Origin of the sequence: Bradyrhizobium sp. CCBAU 51627 (assembly GCF_028128765.1) — a bacterium.
Lineage (GTDB): Bacteria > Pseudomonadota > Alphaproteobacteria > Rhizobiales > Xanthobacteraceae > Bradyrhizobium.
Genome location: NZ_LBJG01000024.1, coordinates 1,080,283 through 1,098,010, shown reverse-complemented (window position 1 = coordinate 1,098,010; position 17,728 = coordinate 1,080,283). Strand labels below are relative to the sequence as shown.

16 protein-coding genes and 1 tRNA gene are annotated in these 17,728 nt (G+C 63.4%); 7 read left to right on the top strand and 10 right to left on the bottom strand.

What is annotated here, in order from left to right:
• Nucleotides 1–36: 36 nt before the first annotated feature.
• Genes XH88_RS20030 through XH88_RS19995 form a run of 8 tightly spaced genes read right to left on the bottom strand, consistent with a single transcriptional unit; the run spans nucleotide 37 to nucleotide 6,181 of the window.
• Nucleotides 37–693: an amino acid ABC transporter permease gene (locus XH88_RS20030; protein ID WP_271669966.1), complete on the bottom strand. Its 657-nt coding sequence runs from the start codon at nucleotides 691–693 to the stop codon at nucleotides 37–39.
• Nucleotides 694–703: 10 nt separating this feature from the next.
• Nucleotides 704–1,372: an amino acid ABC transporter permease gene (locus XH88_RS20025; RefSeq protein ID WP_271669965.1), complete on the bottom strand. Its 669-nt coding sequence runs from the start codon at nucleotides 1,370–1,372 to the stop codon at nucleotides 704–706.
• Nucleotides 1,373–1,423: 51 nt separating this feature from the next.
• Entirely contained in the window at nucleotides 1,424–2,278 is an 855-nt protein-coding gene (locus XH88_RS20020) for a shikimate dehydrogenase (RefSeq protein ID WP_271669964.1), read from the bottom strand.
• Nucleotides 2,279–2,293: 15 nt separating this feature from the next.
• Nucleotides 2,294–3,121, bottom strand: coding sequence for a shikimate dehydrogenase (gene aroE, locus XH88_RS20015; RefSeq protein WP_271669963.1), 828 nt, complete (start codon nucleotides 3,119–3,121; stop codon nucleotides 2,294–2,296).
• A 3-nt stretch (nucleotides 3,122–3,124) separates the two neighbouring features.
• The gene (locus XH88_RS20010; RefSeq protein ID WP_271669962.1) at nucleotides 3,125–4,366 is read right to left on the bottom strand and encodes a CaiB/BaiF CoA transferase family protein; all 1,242 of its coding nucleotides are present in this window, start codon (nucleotides 4,364–4,366) and stop codon (nucleotides 3,125–3,127) included.
• Entirely contained in the window at nucleotides 4,363–4,833 is a 471-nt protein-coding gene (locus XH88_RS20005) for a MaoC family dehydratase (protein WP_271669961.1), read from the bottom strand. Before XH88_RS20005 ends, XH88_RS20010 begins: the two co-directional genes overlap by 4 nt.
• A gap of 12 nt (nucleotides 4,834–4,845) precedes the next feature.
• Nucleotides 4,846–5,232 (bottom strand): VOC family protein, encoded by a 387-nt coding sequence (locus tag XH88_RS20000; RefSeq protein ID WP_271669960.1) that lies wholly within the window; start codon nucleotides 5,230–5,232, stop codon nucleotides 4,846–4,848.
• Between the two features lie 4 nt (nucleotides 5,233–5,236).
• Nucleotides 5,237–6,181 (bottom strand): ketopantoate reductase family protein, encoded by a 945-nt coding sequence (locus tag XH88_RS19995; protein WP_271669959.1) that lies wholly within the window; start codon nucleotides 6,179–6,181, stop codon nucleotides 5,237–5,239.
• A 102-nt stretch (nucleotides 6,182–6,283) separates the two neighbouring features.
• On the opposite strand from XH88_RS19995, the gene XH88_RS19990 reads away from it, so the two are divergent.
• Entirely contained in the window at nucleotides 6,284–7,264 is a 981-nt protein-coding gene (locus tag XH88_RS19990) for a LysR family transcriptional regulator (RefSeq protein ID WP_271669958.1), read from the top strand.
• A gap of 298 nt (nucleotides 7,265–7,562) precedes the next feature.
• On the opposite strand, the gene XH88_RS19985 is transcribed toward XH88_RS19990, so the two are convergent.
• Nucleotides 7,563–7,637: transfer RNA gene (locus XH88_RS19985), tRNA-Gln, on the bottom strand.
• Between the two features lie 250 nt (nucleotides 7,638–7,887).
• On the opposite strand from XH88_RS19985, the gene XH88_RS19980 reads away from it, so the two are divergent.
• Nucleotides 7,888–9,666: an acyl-CoA dehydrogenase gene (locus XH88_RS19980; protein WP_271669957.1), complete on the top strand. Its 1,779-nt coding sequence runs from the start codon at nucleotides 7,888–7,890 to the stop codon at nucleotides 9,664–9,666.
• Nucleotides 9,667–9,766: 100 nt separating this feature from the next.
• Here the strand turns inward: XH88_RS19980 and XH88_RS19975 are convergent, their stop codons facing one another.
• Nucleotides 9,767–11,002, bottom strand: a complete 1,236-nt coding sequence (locus XH88_RS19975) for an MFS transporter (RefSeq protein WP_271669956.1) — start codon at nucleotides 11,000–11,002, stop codon at nucleotides 9,767–9,769.
• Nucleotides 11,003–11,298: 296 nt separating this feature from the next.
• Here XH88_RS19975 and XH88_RS19970 point away from each other — a divergent pair, with 296 nt between their 5' ends.
• From XH88_RS19970 to dxs, 5 genes are all read left to right on the top strand, one after another.
• Complete coding sequence (locus XH88_RS19970; protein ID WP_271669955.1) at nucleotides 11,299–12,057, top strand: enoyl-CoA hydratase-related protein; 759 nt, start codon at nucleotides 11,299–11,301, stop codon at nucleotides 12,055–12,057.
• A gap of 51 nt (nucleotides 12,058–12,108) precedes the next feature.
• Nucleotides 12,109–13,767 carry a bifunctional metallophosphatase/5'-nucleotidase gene (locus XH88_RS19965; protein ID WP_271669954.1) on the top strand — a complete coding sequence of 553 codons (1,659 nt, stop codon included), beginning with the start codon at nucleotides 12,109–12,111 and terminating at the stop codon, nucleotides 13,765–13,767.
• 133 nt (nucleotides 13,768–13,900) lie between these two features.
• Complete coding sequence (locus XH88_RS19960; protein ID WP_271669953.1) at nucleotides 13,901–14,830, top strand: histone deacetylase family protein; 930 nt, start codon at nucleotides 13,901–13,903, stop codon at nucleotides 14,828–14,830.
• A 73-nt stretch (nucleotides 14,831–14,903) separates the two neighbouring features.
• Entirely contained in the window at nucleotides 14,904–15,155 is a 252-nt protein-coding gene (locus XH88_RS19955; protein ID WP_271669952.1) for an exodeoxyribonuclease VII small subunit, read from the top strand.
• Nucleotides 15,156–15,757: 602 nt separating this feature from the next.
• Nucleotides 15,758–17,686, top strand: coding sequence for a 1-deoxy-D-xylulose-5-phosphate synthase (gene dxs, locus XH88_RS19950; protein WP_271669951.1), 1,929 nt, complete (start codon nucleotides 15,758–15,760; stop codon nucleotides 17,684–17,686).
• The last annotated feature ends 42 nt before the right edge of the window (nucleotides 17,687–17,728 follow it).

Below are 17,728 nucleotides of genomic sequence, written 5' to 3'. Positions count from 1 at the left end.
TGATGGCTGTATTTGACTGGGCAGGTGCGCCGTTTCCTACCTTTGATTGGCCAGGGCGAGCCTGGTCTCCATCCGACTGCCCCACCATGAAAGTGGCCAGCAGAGGATGAAATACATTGCGCCGACCACGCCGAAGACGAGCAACGGCTGGAAGGTCTGGTTCGATACGATCTGACCGGCGCGAGCGAGCTCGATGAAGCCGACGATGGCGGCGAGCGAAGTGCCCTTGATGAGCTGCACGAGATAGCCGATGGTCGCCGGCAGCGAGATGCGGATTGCCTGCGGCAGCACGATGTCGCGCATCCGGGACGAATAGTGCAGTCCGAGCGCCATCGCCGCCTCGGTCTGGCCGCGCGGCACCGCCTGGATCGCGCCGCGCCAAATCTCGCCCAGGAACGCGGAGGCATTCACGGTGAAACCGATCGCCACCGCGACGAAGGCGTCGAGCTTCAGCCCGGTGAGCGCCAATCCGTAATACACGACGAAGAGTTGCAGCAGCAGCGGAGTGCCCTGGAATATCCCGATGTAGATGCGGGTGATCCGTTCCACGCCCTTATGACCACAGGTGCGCAGCAATGCGACGGCCAACCCCACCGAGCAGCCGCCTGCGAATGCGACCAGCGTCAGCAGCACGGTCCATTGCAGCCCACGCAGCAGGAAACCGAACTCAGGAAGACCAAAATGCGGCGTCATGACCTTCCTCTCAGCGTGTCGGATAAGAGAAGAAGCGGTGAGAGACGACCGCGAAGCCCAGCATCAACAGCCAGGAGATCGCGAGATAGAGCAAGGTGACCGAGAAATAGACCTCGAAGCTACGGAATGTGTCGCTTTCGATGCGCTGCGCGACCGACGTCAATTCATAAGCCGACACCGCCGAACAGATCGACGAGGTCAGCGTCAGCATGATGAATTGACCCGTGAGCGAGGGGTAGATCGCGCGCAGCGCGGGCTTGAGCACGATGAACCGGAACACCTGCCCTTTGTGCAGTCCGAGCGCGTAGCCGGCCTCCACCTGTCCTTTGTGAATAGACTGGACCCCGCCACGGATGATCTCGATGGCGTAGGCGCCGCCATTGACACCGAGCGCGATAATGGCGGTCGCTGTCGGATTGAGCTTCAGCCCGATGAGCGGCAGGGCGAAGAACAGAAAGAAGATCTGCACCAGGAAAGGCGTGTTGCGTACGATCTCGACGAAGCCGATCACGATGGCACGCAACCAAACCGTCCCGGCATCGCGTGCCGCGACTCCCGCGACACCGATCATCATCGCGAGCGTCATGCCGGCAAGCGCCAGGCCCAAGGTACCCACGCAGCCCCACAGCAGCGCGGGCATCGCATGCCAAACCACCGAGAAATCGAGCGTGTAGCCCATCTTGCGTTTCCTCTCGGGCGTTGTGCGTGCCGCTCGCCCATCGGCTTGACGTCACCCTCCCAGGGAAGCAAACGTGGCGAAGAAGACGTCGGGATCAGGTGAGATGCCCGTGAACAGGCGGAATGCTTCGGTGCCCTGGAAGATCGCCATGCCACCGCCATCGACCGTGCGGCACCCGAGCGCACGCGCCGTGCGCAACAGTGCGGTTTCCAGCGGGAAGTAGACAATCTCAGCGACCCACAGATCGGAACGCAGCAGCTCCGTCGGCAGCGGCGTCCCCGGATATTTGTCCATGCCGATGGGCGTCGCGTTTACGATTCCGTCGGCGGCAGCGACGGCCACGGCGACATCCTGGCCTGCCTGTAAGCGCCCTTCCGCAAATCGGGGGGACAAGCTCTCGACCACACTCTGCGCCTTGGCCAGGTCGACATCGATAATGGTCAGTTCCCGCGCGCCGAGCTTCATGAGCGCGAAAGCAACCGCCGCGCCTGCGCCGCCCGCGCCGAATTGGACCACCCGACCGAGTGGTGCACCCTGCATGTTGCGGCGAAAATTCTCGGCGAAGCCGAACCAATCGGTGTTGTGACCGGTCATTCGACCGTTCCTGATGACCACGGTGTTCACGGCACCCAGCGCCTCCGCGTCAGGCGAAAGCTCGTCCAAGAGTGGAAGAATCGCCTGCTTGCAGGGATGGGTCACGTTCAACCCGTCAAAGCCCATGCGCCTTGCGGCCGTAAGCAATTCGGGCAACGCCTCCACGCCGAGCTTCAGCTCCGTCAGATCGATCTTCTTGTAGAGATAGCGGATGCCGGCGGCATCAGCGGCCGCTTCGTGCATGGCCGGCGTGCGGGACGCCGCGATGCCGCTGCCGATCAGGCCGACGAGAAAGCTGGACTTCGGATGCATGCGCGCCATCGCCCGTCAGCTCAGTGGAACGGTCAGTTCGGCGATGACCTGAGCCGTGCTCGGTCGAACGCCGCGCCACCAGGCAAAAGCTTCGGCCGCCTGCTCGACCAGCATGCCGACGCCATCGGCCAGCTTGGCTACGCCTTCGGCGCGGGCCGCTTGCAGAAAGGGGGTCAGCCCTTTGCCGTAGGCGAGTTCGTATGCCAGCTCCGCACCGCGGAAGACGTTGCCTGGAAGCGGCGGCATCTCACCGCGCAGGCTGGCCGACGTCGCGTTGACGACGACGTCATAGCCCTCGGCAAGATCGGCCAGTTCAGCATAGCCGCTGACGATGAGGGGACCACAACCGGCGAACTCTTCGGCCAATGCGATTGCTTTCGACAGCGTTCGGTTGACGAGAACCAGCTCGGACGGCTCCTGGCGCAGGAACGGCAGCAGCGCGCCACGCGCCGCGCCTCCGGCGCCGAGCATCAGGACGCGGCGGCCGGCCATCTTGACGCCGAGATTGACGGTGATGTCGCGCACGAGTCCGATCCCGTCGAAATTCTCGCCAATGATCCGATCGCCGACGAACTTCAGGCAGTTTACGGCGCCAGCTCGGTCGGCGCTCTCTGAAAGCTCGTTTGCGTAGGCGAAGGCATCGAGCTTGAACGGCGCGGTGATGTTCAGCCCCTTGGCGCCCTCGGTCCGGAATTGATCGACCCGTTCGTTGAAGCCATTGAGAGGTCCCTCGATCGCCTCATAAACGAGATCCTGTCCCGTCATCTTGGCGAATGTGCCATGGATGAGCGGGGATTTGCTGAAGCCGATTGGATTGCCAATCACCGCATAACGATCGCTCATGGCTCACTCCTGCACGGCGGCTTCGTTGTAGAGGACCCCGTCGCGCACCATCGCCTCGACGAGCTCGGCCGACAATCCCAACGACCCTGCTATGCGGCGATTGTCCTGGCCGAGCAGGGGCGCCGGAGTGCGCACCGTGGTGTCGCAGTCGGAGAAGCGGAATGGCAAGTTCGGCAACGTCACCTTGCCGAGGACGGGATGCTCCTGCTCGACCAGCATGCCACGCGCGTGGATCTGCGGATCGTTCACGACCTCTTCGATGGTCTGCACGGGAGCCGACGGCACACCTGCTTCCTCGAGCGCGGCCAGACAAGCATCCCGAGACGGCTGCGACAGCGTCCAGTTGCGCACGATGTCCATCGCTTCGGCATAATGGGCGTTGCGCGCGGCAGGCGTGGTGAAGCGTTCGTCGGACGACAAGCTGCCTCCCCCGATCAACATCGCCAATCGCCGCCACGCATCATCGACTTGCGCGGCGATGACAAGATTGCCGTCCTTGGCCGGAAAGACGCCGTAAACGGTCGAGTCCGGCTGTCCGCTGCCGGTCTGCTTTGGCAGATCGGTGCCGCTGGAGAGGAAGTAGCGCTGAACCGCATAGTCGTGCATCGAGACCATGCAGTCGTACAGCGCCAGATCGATATGCTGGCCGCGCCCGGATGAAGCGCGGCCGACCAGCGCTGCATTGATGGCAGCCACGCCGTGAATGCCGGTGTACATATCGGCCAACGGCATCCGCAGCAGCGGCGGCGCTTCACCAGGATTGCCCAGTTGCGCCAGGGCGCCCGACATCGCTTCTGCGATCAGGCCGAAGCCCGGGCGGCCGGCATACGGGCCGGTGTGGCCATAGGCGGAGACCGAACAGTAGATCAGTTTGGGATTGCGCGCCGACAGCGCCTTGTAGCCGAGCCCGAGTCGATCGAGGGCGCCGGGGCGGTAGTTCTCGATGAAGACGTCGGCCGTATCGACCAGCTTCATCATCATGTCGAGACCGCGCTTGTCGCGCAGATCGATGCACAAGCCCTGCTTGCCCATGTTCTGCTGGAGGAAGTAGCCGGATTGCCCGTCCTTGAAATAGCCATGGGCGCGGCCCGCATCGCCCTGCTTCGGACGTTCCACCTTGATGACCTCAGCACCCATCGCGGCGAGGCAGCGGCCCATGAACGGGCCTGCCAGGAAATGGCTGTAGTCGATGACGCGAATGCCTTTGAGAGGCAGGTCCTGGCGCGGCAGCTCTTGTGCGGTCATGCCTGCTCTCCCACGACGCCGGTCTTCGGGCGCATCGGAATCATCAGCCGGTGCTCGCCGAGCTGCACCACTTCGCCGCGCTGATTGATCAGTTCCGAGGGCAGCACCACGATGCCCCACCCTTCCCGCTTCGTGGTGCGCATCGAACCGACGCGAAACTTCACGTGCACAGTGTCGCCGAGCTTGATCGGCAACTTGAAATCCCACGTCCAGCCCAACGACATTCCCGGTAGGAAGCGGTAGTCGGCACGGGTCTTCAAACCGTCGGCCAGCGACAGGCCAAACAGCCCGTGCGCCACGCGCGTGCCGAATGGTGTCGTCCTGGCGTACTCCTCGTCGACATGAACAGGCGTGAAATCACCCGTCAGCTCGGCATAGGCATTCACCATCGCTTCGGTGACCGTCACCGAGGGGGTGACGCATTCGTCACCGACCCTGGCATCGTCCCAGTAGCGCTCATCGGTCATGTCGCGTCTTCCTTAGGCCCGTGGATTGATCGCTAGCGCCGCTTCCACGGCACCCGCGCTGGCTTGCAAGATTTCGACGTTCAGGCCGCCCGGCAGTTCGAGCCAGTTCGGCCCAGCGGGCAGTGCTTTGGCGCCCCATCTGGCGGCGCGAGCGAGCACACCTTCGTAATCATCGACCATGATGCCGAGATGAGCCAGACGCCCCTCCGGTCCGACAAAGTCCGGATCCTCAATCAGTTGCACGCTTCCGAGCACCCACACCTGACGTGGGCGCGCACCATCGGCGGGTTGCTCGTCGCGAATAGTGAGACCAAGCACCTCGCGAAAGAACGCGACGTGACGATCGACGTCCGCCACACGGATCGCGACGTGTTCGACATAGGCGCGGGGCAACGACATCGTCTCAGGCCTTTCCCGGATAGTCTGTGCGGGCGTATTCGAGCCCTTTGACCAACGCGACCAGGGTCGAGTTGACGGGGGTCGGCACGTTGAGCTTGGCACCCCAGCGTACGACGGAGCCGTGAATGTAATCGACCTCGGTCAGATGGCCGGACTGCAAGCTCTGCAACATCGAGGTCTTGAACTCGGGCGGCAGTCCGGCAGACGCCATCGTCCAGGCCCGGCGCGGATCGGCAATGGAGAACTTCACGCCGGCCGCCCGAGCTACCGCAATGCCCTCCGAGATTGCAGCCAGGGCGCAATCTTCCAGGATCGGCAGCGAATAAAGGCCGCCATAGGTCAGGCCGGTAACGGCAGTGATTCCTCCCCCGGCGACGTTGATAAACAACTTGTCCCACATCGTGCCCAGGATGTTGTCGCTGAGCAGCGTGAGAATGCCGGCACGATTGAACGTCTCGGAGATCCGCCGTGCACGTTCCGTCAAGCGTCCGTCGAGTTCGCCGATGATGGTTTCCTTGCCGATGACGCCGGAGCGAACATGACCGGGGCCAAGCAGCACGCCGCCAACATAGGTCTTGCCTGCCATGACCCGGTCACGACCAACTTCCTCCGACAGGATGTCCTCGTGGCCAAGACCGTTTTGAAGCGACATCACGACCGTCTGCGGTCCGATGATCGGCGCGGCCGCCCGGATCGCCTCCCGCGTGTGATAGGACTTGACCAGGACGATGACGAGGTCCGCCACGATGCCGACCTGGTCCGCGGAGGTACAGGCAGAGACCTTCACCACGGTCTCGGCGTCGCCTTCGAGCATCCGCAGGCCACTGGCATTGATTGCGTCGACATGGCCCTGAAACGGATCGATCAACCAAACCTCGGCCCCCCCGCGCGCCAGCGTGCCGCCGATGGTCGAGCCCAGGGCTCCCGCTCCGATAAAGCAGATCCTCATCCGAACGCTTCTCCCTCGCCAATCTTGGCGTTGGAAGCGTGCTAGCAGGCTGCCCTGTATTTGGATATGCTATGATCCTTATAACCATTATTGAATATCGTAATGAAGCAGCGAGACCTCCCCGAGACGACTCTGCTGGAGCCGCGCCTGCTCCGGCTCTTCGATGCATTGTTCACCACGGGCAGTGTCACCAAGGCAGCCGAGAAACTCGGTCAGAGTCAGCCGACCATCTCGATCTGGCTGGCACGCCTGCGAAAGGAACTGGACGATCCGCTCTTTATTCGGTCGGCTGAGGGAATGCTGCCGACTCCGCGAGCCGAGGCGCTCATCGGCACGGCCCGGCAGGCATTGGAGATGTTGCGACGTCTGGCGGAGCTTCGTCCTGAGTTTGATCCGGCGACTGCAAAACGCCGCTTCGTCATCTGCATGACGGATGCGAGCCACATCACGCTGCTTCCCGCCATCCTCGCCCACGTTCGCCGCGTTGCGCCGGGCATCCGCATCGAGGCGGCGCAGATCGGCGCCGACACCCCGCGGATGCTGCAATCCGGCGAGGCCGATCTGGCGCTCGGCTACATCTCGGATCTCGACGCCGGACACTTCCAGCAGGCGCTCTTTCCGCAGGATTGGGTCTGCTTGGCGAACGCAAGACATGCCCGGATCCGCGACCGCATCGCCACAAAGGATTTCAGGCGTGAAGCACACGTCCTCATTCGCTCCGGCACCGGACATCAGTTACTCGCGGACGCACTACAGGAGCAGCGGATGGTCCTTGACGTTGCGCTCGAGCTGCCGGGCTTTTTGGGGTTACCCGCAATCGTCGGGACGACCGACCTGATCGCCACCCTGCCAAGGCACATCGGCGAAACGCTGGCTCACTATTACGGACTGCGCGTGCTCGATTGCCCGCTGGCGATCGCCGGATTTACGGTCAAGCAATATTGGCACGCCCGTTTCCATCACGACCCGGCGAGCCAATGGCTGCGCGATTTATGCGCGGAGCTTTTTCAACAGCAGGAAGTGCGAGGTCTACATCGTTCCGGTCGGGCAAGGAAACGAAAGCCACGCGATTTGCAGTCGTAGTGGTCCTCGATAGCGGGCAACGACCACCGGGCGGACTGCGGCACGGCTACAATTCCGCAAAACCGCATCTCGACCGGTTGTCCGCTTCGTTCGCCGTAGCCCCCTATTCTACGATGAGGGCAAAACAGACCTTCCCGAGCAGCTTCCGCGGTATATTGTTGGAATGGAAGCCTCGGAGATAAGCCAGAATGGCCACGCCGTTTAGTTCGATTCTGGACTGAGTCTCTGTTTCCAAACGCGTCCAAAAGACCTGACTGAGACCGATCTGCTTAACGAACGAACTCAACAGCTTAAACACTGGCTGGGGCGGGAGGGATCGAACCTCCGAATGGCGGAATCAAAATCCGCTGCCTTACCGCTTGGCTACGCCCCATCAGGTGACCGAGGGAACGGCGAAGCGCCGGCACCCGCAGATTCCCTCTGGTCGCAGCCGGTCTATAGGGAGCGGCGCGGCATTTCAACCGCCCGGAGGGACAAAATACCACAGCCCGGAATGCGGCACGGCCACACCTTGTTATGATTATTGGTCCCGGCTAAAGCCCGGTGCGGTACCGTATCGCAGCCATTGAGACATCTCCCGTTTCATGGGAATACGGCGCCAAACCTGTCCTTGGGAGTGAGCCATGACCTACCGCGCACCGATCTCTGACATGCTGCTGTCGCTCAACCATGGCGCCGGGCTGAAGGCCGCCCTGGAAGCCGGCCATTACGGCGATTTCGACGGCGACATTACCGCAGCCGTGCTGGAGGAAGCCGCCAAATTCGCGACCGACGTGCTGGCGCCGCTGAACAAGGTCGGCGACGAGCACGGCATCAAGCTTGACGATGGCCAGGTCACCACCGCGCCCGGCTGGCCCGATGCCTACAAGCGCTGGACCGAGGGGGGCTGGAATGCGGTCTCGGGCCCGGAGGATTTCGGCGGCCAGGGCCTGCCGCTGGCGATCAACGCTGCCTGCACCGAGATCTGGAGCGCCGCCAACGTCGCCTTCGGTCTCTGCCCCCTGCTGACGGCATCCGCGATCGAAGCGCTCGACGCACATGGCAGCGACGAGCTGAAAAAGATCTATCTCGCAAAGCTGGTCTCCGGTGAATGGACCGGCACGATGCAGCTGACCGAGGCGCAGGCCGGGTCAGACGTCGGCGCGCTCCGCACCCGCGCCGAAAAGCAGGCCGACGGCACCTATCGCATCAAGGGGACGAAGATCTTCATCACCTATGGCGAGCACGACATGACCGACAACATCGTGCATTTCGTGCTGGCGCGTCTGCCCGACGCGCCGGCCGGCACCAAAGGGATCTCGCTCTTTCTCGTGCCGAAGTTCATGGTCAATGCCGACGGCTCGCTGGGGCAGCGCAATGACATCTTTGCCTCGGGCGTCGAGCACAAGCTCGGCATGCACGCCTCACCGACCTGCACCATGACCATGGGAGATCATGGTGGCGCCATCGGATTTCTGATCGGCGAAGAGAACCAGGGCATGCGCTGCATGTTCACCATGATGAACCAGGCCCGCCTTGGCGTCGGGCTGGAGGGCGTCGGCGTCGCCGACCGCGCCTATCAGCAGGCATTGTCCTACGCGCAGGAGCGAAAGCAGGGGCGCGCCGTCGGCAAGAAAGGCGACGGGTCGGACGCGATTTTCGTGCATCCCGACGTCAAGCGCATGCTGATGCGGATGCGGGCGCAGACAGCGGCCGCGCGCACCATCTGCTATGCGACCGCAGTCGCGCTCGACGTCTCCATGCGCGCCAAGGACCCGAAGGTGCGCGCCGATGCGGCCGCGCGCGCGGCGCTGCTGACGCCGATGGCAAAGGGCTATTCGACCGATATCGGCAACGAGGTCGCCTATCTCGGCGTGCAGGTGCATGGCGGCATGGGCTTCATCGAGGAGACCGGCGCTGCGCAGCATTATCGCGACGCGCGCATCACGGCGATCTACGAGGGCACCAACGGCATCCAGGCGATCGACCTCGTCACGCGCAAACTGGCGGCCAATGGCGGTGCGTCGGTGTGGACGCTGCTCGATGAGCTTTCCGCCACCGTCAGCCAGGTCGAGGCTTCCAACGATCCCGCCTTCGGCACCACGGGCGTGAAATTGCGCGAAGCCCTGGAGGCGCTGGCGCGCAGCAGCAAGTGGTTGCTCGAACGCGTCACGTCCGCGCCGAACGAGGCGCTGGCCGGCGCGACGCCGTATTTGCAGCAATTCGGCTCAACGCTCGGCGGCTGCTTGCTGGCCTCCGAGGCGCTTGCCGCCAAGGCTGGCGGCAATACGGACGCCGCGCGCTACGTCTCGCTGGCGCGTTTCTTCGCCGAAAACATCACCGTGCAGGCGGGTGCGCTCGAGCGCACCGTGACGGAGAGCGCAGAGTCGGTCGCGGCGGCGGACGCGGTGCTGTTGGGGTGAGGTGACCGCGCTGCTCGCCTCACATTCGGTGTCGTCCCCGCCCCCGTGCGCAATTGCGCAACCAGGCCGGGACGACACCGAATATTTGGAGCCATGCTGGCTACGAAGCTGCGAGCTTCGCCCCTCTCCCCGGTCGCCACAGCACGATGCCGGCGGCAACGACATCGAGCACCACGCAGAGCGCAAACGCCATCGAGTAATCGCTTCCCGCGCTGCGCACGAGGCCAACGATGCCGGGACCGAACGCGCTGACGATGCCGCTGATCGACGTCCCCAGCCCCATCGCGGCCGCGAAGGCCGTGCCACCGATCTCACGCTGGATGATCAGGGGCGGGAACGTGATCATGTTGCCGATCGAGAAGCCGTAAACGCCGCTGCACATGAGCAGCACGGTCGGGCTACGGCTTTGCAGGAGAACCAGCAGCGCCGCCGCCTGGCTGATCATCGACACCGCGCAGGCGAGCCGCGGATCGAGCCGGTCGACGAACATGCCAAGCGATAGCCGGCCGACCACCGCCATCGCCGCCATGATCGTGACGGCGAGGCCCGCGCTGGCGCGGCCGATCAGCGGCTCGAGAAACGTCACCTGATGAATGATGAAACCCATCTGCGCCAGCAGCGCGATCGCGATCGGCAGCACCATCGTCCAGAACGACGCATTGGCGAGCAGCTCCTTCCGCGAATGACGCGCCGGCCCGCCGCTGCGGGGCGAGCCTTCAGCTGAATTCAGCGCCGCATCGGCCGGCCAGCCGGTGAAAACGACAACCACCGGCAACACCAGCACCACCATCGCGATCGTGGTCGCCAGCATGGCCGAGCGGAAACCGATGCTGCCGCTCAGCGCCAGCAGAACCGGAACGAGGATGATGCCGCCGCAAGTGGCGCCGTTGAAGGCAAGGCTGAGCGCGAGCCCGCGCCGCCGCTCGAACCACGAATTCAGTACCGTCGCGATGACGACCGTACCCATACCAGTCCAGCCGACCGACATCAGCGTATAGGCAAGATAGAGCTGCCAGGGCGCTTGCATCAGTCCCAATAACGCTGTCGAAGCGCCAAGCGCGATCAGCCCGGACAGGATCAGCGTGCGCAGCCCAATGCGGACGAGCAGATCGTCGGTGAAAATGACGAGGACGGAGGTCAGCAGGAACGAGAAGGTGCTGGCCGCCGACACCAACGTGCCGGGCCAGCCATGGATGCGCTGAAGCTCGGCGAGATAGACGCCCTGGCCGTAAAGGCCGAAGCCGAACATGAAGAAGGCCATCAGAAAACAGGCCAGCACCACGCGCCAGCCGCGATAATGCAGCGAGGATTCGTCAGTGCCCGTTGCGGCAATCATCGATCGAATATGGGCCATATGGAACGAGACGGCCGATCGTGCCGCACAACCACCGGTTTTTCAAATGAAACATTGTAGCCGATTGTTGCAACGCGCAAAACCGCGGGAGATTTGACGAGCTTCGTCCCCCGGTTCCTCCTGACGAACGCAATCATTGGGCGGGTGTCATGCAACCGCTCACTGGGATCATGGCCGAAATGATTGAGCCACGGCATTGGCACGCCTGCCGGATCATGTAGGCTAAGTCCTGCAAGACTCGCCGATGGCAGACGCCACGGCGGCCGCGGGGAGTACTTATGCCGAACGGCAACATCATCGTCACTGAGGACCGCGCCACGCGCGTGATCACCCTGCGCCGCCCGGGCAAGAAGAACGCGATCACCCAGGACATGTATCGCGAGATGAGCCGCGCGATCGACACCGCGCAGAACAACCCTGACATCCGCTGCATGATCATCACCGGCGGCTCGGGCGTGTTCACCGCGGGCGACGACATCGACGATTTCATCAGGGCCGACGCGTCGCGTCCCGAGACGCTGTCCGATGGCGCCAGATTCCTCTACTCGCTGGCGCTCAACGCCAAGCCGATCATCGCCGCCGTCGACGGCGCCTCGATCGGCATCGGCACCGTGATGCTGTTTCACTGCGACTACGTGCTCGCCTCCAACGCCGCCACCTTCTCCGCGCCTTACATCAATCTTGGGCTGGTCCCGGTGGGCGCCGCGAGCCTCCTGATGCCGAGCACGATGGGTTACCAACGCGCCTTCGCCATGCTGGTGATGGGACGCAGCTTCACCGCCGCCGAAGCCCATGCCGCCGGGTTCGTCAACACCGTGGTGTCGCCTGGACATACCGAGGTCGAGGCCCGCAAGGTGGCGCGCGAGATCTGCCGGCTGCCGGCCGAGGCCGTCGCGACCTCGCGCAGGCTTTTGCGCGCTTCACCGGAAGACCTCACCCGGCGCATCGACCAGGAAAGCCATCTGTTCGGCGAACGACTGAAATCCGACGAGGCGATCGCGGCGTTCAATGCGTTTGCAAACAGGAAGAAGAAGTAGACGACGAGAACGTTCGTGAAATCTTCGTTCGGAACGACTAATCTTGTTTCCATGCGATCCCAACCCATCCTTGCCGCGCTTTCGCTCGCGCTCTGCGCCCTGCCCGCCGCGGCCGAGACCGCAGCCCCTGTCGAACTGCGCATTCTCGCGATCAACGATTTTCATGGCAATCTTCGTCCGCCGCCGGGCGGCATCCGCATCGCTGACCCAGAAGACAAGAGCAAGAAGGTGACGGTGGCTGCCGGCGGCGCCGAGTACATGGCGACGCTGGTGAAGCGATTGAGCGAGGGGCGCAAGAACACCATCTTCGTCGCTGCCGGCGATCTGATCGGGGCGAGCCCGTTCCTGTCGGCGATGTTTCACGACGAGCCGTCGATCGAGTCGCTCTCGATGATGGGGCTTGCGATCACATCGGTCGGCAACCATGAATTCGACGAGGGCAAGACCGAGCTGCTCAGGATGCAGAATGGCGGCTGCCATCCGGAGGACGGCTGCCAGGGGCCGCATCCTTTCACCGGGGCGAGATTCCACTATCTCGCGGCGTCCACCGTCGAGAGCGCGACAGGCAAGAGTATTTTGCCGCCCTACGAGATCAGGGAGTTCGAGGGGATCCCCGTTGCCTTCATCGGGCTGACCTTGAAGGAAACCGCCGGCATCGTTTCGCCGTCGGGCATTGCCGGTCTCGAATTCCGCGACGAGGCCGAGACCGTGAACGCGCTCGTGCCACAACTGAAGGCGCGGGGAGTCGAAGCCATCGTGGTGCTGATCCACCAGGGCGGCGAGCCCTTAGGCGACTACAATGAATGCCCGGAGATTACGGGGCCAATTGTCGATATCGTGAAGAAATTCGACCGGGCTGTCGACGTCGTCGTCAGCGGCCATACCCATCGTGCCTATGTCTGCGACATCGATGGCCGGCTCGTCACCAGCGGCGACAAATACGGCACGCTCGTCACCGCAATCGACCTCAAGCTCGATCCTGCAACCCGCGACATCATCAGCGCCAAGGGAGAGAACGTCATCGTCGCCAACGCCTCGCTTGCCAAGGATACCGAGCAGACCGCGCTGATCGACGCTTATGACAAACTCTCTGCACCGATCGCCAATCGGCCGGCCGGATCGGTGACGCAGACGTTGTCGCGCATTCCGAACGAGGCCGGCGAGAGCGCACTCGGCGACGTCATCGCCGATGCGCAGCTTGCCGCCACGAAGGATGCCAAGAATGGCAGCGCTGTCATCGCGCTTACCAATCCCGGCGGCATCCGCACCGACATCGTGCCGAAGGAAAACGGCGCGGTGTCCTTTGGCGAACTGTTCGCCAGCCAACCGTTCCGCAACCGCCTCGTGACCATGACGCTCACCGGCAGCCAATTGAAGGACATGCTGGAGCAGCAATGGCTTGATCCGAAGCGGCCGCGGATCCTTCAGGTGTCGAACGGGTTCAGCTACAGCTGGGATGCGTCCAGACCGTTCGGGGAACGTGTGATGGCCGACAAGATGACGCTCAATGGCAGGCCGCTCGAGCCGGCTACCGGCTACCGCGTCACCGTCAACGATTACCTCGCCGTCGGCGGCGACGGTTTTACCGTCGCCAAGCAGGGCACCTCGCCGCAATATGGCGGCTACGATGCCGATGCGCTGTTTGCCTTCTTTAGGGCACATGGTCCGATCGGTCCGCTGCCGCCAACCCGCATCCTGCGCGTGAATTGATCCGGATCAAACGGTGAGGCCCGGGACAACCCTTTGCCATTCCCTGGGGAACGCATAGATTGGATTTTGCATTGCGTTTTGGCGCCGGATGCGCCAAGCGACCTGAGAGTTCGTTCCCCGCGAGGCCGACCTGATGAGCACGCTTCTCCTCTCCCACAAGGCCTGCCTCGACCACGTCACGCCGGCGGGACACCCTGAAAGGCCGGACCGTCTGCGCGCGGTCGAGGAAGCGCTGTCGCATGAGCGCTTCCAGTTCCTGGTGCGCGACCTGGCGCCGGAGGGCGATCTCGACCTCGTCACGCTCTGTCACAACGAGCATTACGTCACGGAGCTTCGTCATATCGCGCCGACGAGCGGCCAAGTCTATATCGACGGCGACACCTCAATGTCCCCAGGTACCTGGGAAGCGGTGATGCGCGGCGTCGGCGGCGCGGTGGCGGCGACCGAAGCGGTGATGAACGGCGAGCATCGCAACGCCTTCGTCGCGGTGCGCCCGCCTGGCCACCACGCCGAGATCGGCAAGCCGATGGGCTTCTGCTTCTTCGACAACGTCGCGATCGCCGCGCGGCACGCGCAGCGCAAGTACGGTATCAAGCGCGCGGCCATCGTCGATTTCGACGTGCATCACGGCAACGGCACGCAGGACATCTTCTGGTCGGACCCGACCGTAATGTACTGTTCGACCCATCAGATGCCGCTGTTTCCGGGCACCGGCGCCAAAGGCGAACGTGGCGACCACGACACCATCGTGAACGCGCCGCTCGCCTCGGAAGACGGCGGGCCGGAATTCCGCTCTGCGTTCGAGAATCTGATTTTGCCGCAGCTCGAAAAGTTCAGCCCCGAGCTTCTCATCGTCTCTGCAGGCTTCGACGCGCATTACCGCGATCCCCTGGCCTCGCTGAACTTGCGCGCGGAGGACTATGCCTGGGTCACGCGCAAGCTGATGGACCTCGCCGACAAGTCCGCCGGGGGGCGCGTTGTTTCTGTGCTCGAGGGCGGCTATGACCTGCAAGGATTGAAAGAATCTGTTACGGCGCATGTCGGCGCCCTGATGGGCGCCTGACGGACCCGCCACATTAAGCCCGCAAAACTCTGCTGCTTTGCAGCAGAAGCGAATCGGGCAATCGGAAACCTATATGGCCGAAAATACCCAAATCGACGTCAGCAGGCTCACTTTCGAGCGCGCGATCGAGGAACTCGAAACAATCGTGAAGCGGCTCGAGGACGGCAAGGTGCCGCTCGAGGAATCCGTCACGATCTACGAGCGCGGCGAAGCCCTGAAGCGGCGTTGCGAGGAGCTTTTGCGCCAGGCCGAGGCGCGCGTCGACAAGATCACCACCGATGCCGGTGGCCAAGCCACCGGCATCGCGCCGCTCGACGTCCAGTAAGGGGCGGCGGCCAAAAGCGGCCCGTTTCGGGGCAGGGTCGCCTCAGTTCCCGCAAGTTCGCACCCGCAAGATCGCACCCGACCGTCTGCCCTCTTGGAGGCCGGGTGGCGGCACCAGAATTGAAATCGCGTCGACGGCGCCTTCCGGAGCCGCGAATCCGCTAAAATATCTGTTCTTTCACCCGGAATCCTGCCAAGGAACCGGGCAAAAATTGGAACCTCCGCTCCGGGGCCGCGATTAACCAAATTGGCCCGCCGGTTGCACCTGCATACCCCTAATCAGCCCGGCGGGTTGGCTTTGGCCCAAGCTTTGGTGTAAAGCTGCGCGGAGTGTGGCTTTTTGTTAGCCTTGACGTGGGGACCGATTACCAACGACAAGCGCTTCGAATCGCTAATGAAATTGGCTTGGACGGACGAAGCCGATCTACGTGACAGGGATCACAGAGACTGAACCGGAGCGCACTTTGGCTCACCTAAGCTTGAAGACGGGGCATTGCCCCATGCAGGTGGCTCCGACGGTTTAAGGACTCGCGCTGCGCCGATATTGTGCAAACCCATCGCGCACCGGAATGACTTTCCGGCGCTGAAAAATTGGAAATCGCCGTGAACGCATACAGCAAGACGCCGCTTCTCGACACCATCCGGACGCCGGAAGACCTGCGCAAGCTCAAGATCGAGCAGGTTCGCCAGGTCGCTGACGAGCTGCGTCAAGAGACCATCGATGCCGTCTCCGTCACCGGCGGTCACTTCGGTGCGGGTCTTGGCGTGGTCGAGCTCACCACCGCGATCCACTACGTCTTCGATACGCCGCGTGACCGGCTGATCTGGGATGTCGGCCATCAGGCCTATCCGCACAAGATCCTCACGGGACGACGCGACCGCATCCGCACACTGCGCACCGGCGGCGGCCTGTCCGGCTTCACCAAGCGCAGCGAAAGCGATTACGATCCGTTCGGCGCCGCGCACTCGTCGACCTCGATCTCGGCCGGCCTCGGCATGGCCGTGGCGCGCGACCTTTCCGGCGGCAAGAACAATGTGATCGCGGTGATCGGCGACGGCTCGATGTCGGCGGGCATGGCCTATGAGGCGATGAACAATGCCGGCGCGATGAACTCCCGCCTCATCGTCATCCTCAACGACAACGACATGTCGATCGCTCCGCCGGTCGGCGCCATGAGCGCCTATCTGTCGCGGCTCTACTCCGGCAAGACCTACCGCACGCTGCGCGAGGCGGCCAAGCAGATCAACAAGCGCCTGCCCAAGATCATCGCCAACCGCGCCAACCGCGTCGAGGAATATTCCCGCGGCTTCATGATGGACGGTGGCACGCTGTTCGAGGAACTCGGCTTCTACTATGTCGGCCCGATCGACGGCCACAATCTCGACCATCTGCTGCCCGTGCTGAAGAACGTGCGCGACATGGAGACCGGCCCGATCCTGGTCCACGTCGTGACGCAGAAGGGCAAGGGCTACGGCCCGGCGGAGGCCTCCGCCGACAAGTACCACGCCGTCGTCAAGTTCGACGTCGCCACCGGCACCCAGGCCAAGGCCAAGCCGAATGCGCCGGCCTACCAGAACGTGTTCGGCCAGAGCCTCGTCAAGGAAGCCCAGAAGGACGACAAGATCGTCGCCATCACGGCGGCGATGCCGTCGGGCACCGGCGTCGACATCTTCAACAAGGCTTTCCCTGACCGCACCTTCGACGTCGGCATCGCGGAGCAGCACGCCGTGACCTTCGCCGCCGGTCTTGCGACCGAGGGCTACAAGCCGTTCTGCGCGATCTACTCGACTTTCCTGCAGCGCGGCTACGACCAGATCGTGCATGACGTCGCGATCCAGAACCTCCCCGTCCGCTTCGCCATCGACCGTGCCGGCCTCGTCGGCGCCGACGGCGCGACGCATGCCGGCTCGTTCGACAATGCCTATCTCGGCTGTCTGCCGAACATGGTGATCATGGCGGCGGCCGACGAGGCCGAGCTTGTGCACATGGTCGCGACCCAGGTCGCGATCAACGATCGTCCGAGCTCGGTGCGTTATCCGCGCGGCGAAGGCCGCGGCGTCGAGATGCCCGAGGTCGGCATTCCGCTCGAGATCGGAAAAGGCCGCATGATCCGCCAGGGCAACAAGATCGCCCTGCTCTCGTTCGGCACGCGTCTGGCCGAATGCGAGAAGGCGGCCGACGAGCTCGCCGCCCATGGCCTGTCGACCTCGATTGCGGATGCGCGCTTCATGAAGCCGCTCGACACCGAGCTGGTGCTCAAGCTTGCCCGCGACCACGACGTCCTGATCACCATCGAGGAAGGTTCGATCGGCGGCTTCGGCTCGCATGTCGCCCAGTACCTGGCCGATCAGGGCGTGCTCGACACCGGCATGGTCAAGTTCCGTTCCATGGTGCTGCCCGACGTGTTCCTGGACCACGACACGCCCGCTGCGATGTATGCGCGCGCCGGTCTCGACGCCAAGGGCATCGTCGCCAAGGTGTTCGAGGCGCTCGGCAAGGACGTCAAGACCGAGACGGTCAAGCTGGCTTGAAATGTGTTCACCTCTCCTGCTTGCTTGCGGGAGAGGTCGGAT

Coding starts and splice junctions, on each gene's coding strand:
- XH88_RS20030 (WP_271669966.1), bottom strand. CDS start 693: ATGACGCCGCATTTTGGTCTTCCTGAGTTCGGTTTCCTGCTGCGTGGG.
- XH88_RS20025 (WP_271669965.1), bottom strand. CDS start 1,372: ATGGGCTACACGCTCGATTTCTCGGTGGTTTGGCATGCGATGCCCGCG.
- XH88_RS20020 (WP_271669964.1), bottom strand. CDS start 2,278: ATGCATCCGAAGTCCAGCTTTCTCGTCGGCCTGATCGGCAGCGGCATC.
- aroE (WP_271669963.1), bottom strand. CDS start 3,121: ATGAGCGATCGTTATGCGGTGATTGGCAATCCAATCGGCTTCAGCAAA.
- XH88_RS20010 (WP_271669962.1), bottom strand. CDS start 4,366: ATGACCGCACAAGAGCTGCCGCGCCAGGACCTGCCTCTCAAAGGCATT.
- XH88_RS20005 (WP_271669961.1), bottom strand. CDS start 4,833: ATGACCGATGAGCGCTACTGGGACGATGCCAGGGTCGGTGACGAATGC.
- XH88_RS20000 (WP_271669960.1), bottom strand. CDS start 5,232: ATGTCGTTGCCCCGCGCCTATGTCGAACACGTCGCGATCCGTGTGGCG.
- XH88_RS19995 (WP_271669959.1), bottom strand. CDS start 6,181: ATGAGGATCTGCTTTATCGGAGCGGGAGCCCTGGGCTCGACCATCGGC.
- XH88_RS19990 (WP_271669958.1), top strand. CDS start 6,284: ATGAAGCAGCGAGACCTCCCCGAGACGACTCTGCTGGAGCCGCGCCTG.
- XH88_RS19980 (WP_271669957.1), top strand. CDS start 7,888: ATGACCTACCGCGCACCGATCTCTGACATGCTGCTGTCGCTCAACCAT.
- XH88_RS19975 (WP_271669956.1), bottom strand. CDS start 11,002: ATGATTGCCGCAACGGGCACTGACGAATCCTCGCTGCATTATCGCGGC.
- XH88_RS19970 (WP_271669955.1), top strand. CDS start 11,299: ATGCCGAACGGCAACATCATCGTCACTGAGGACCGCGCCACGCGCGTG.
- XH88_RS19965 (WP_271669954.1), top strand. CDS start 12,109: ATGCGATCCCAACCCATCCTTGCCGCGCTTTCGCTCGCGCTCTGCGCC.
- XH88_RS19960 (WP_271669953.1), top strand. CDS start 13,901: ATGAGCACGCTTCTCCTCTCCCACAAGGCCTGCCTCGACCACGTCACG.
- XH88_RS19955 (WP_271669952.1), top strand. CDS start 14,904: ATGGCCGAAAATACCCAAATCGACGTCAGCAGGCTCACTTTCGAGCGC.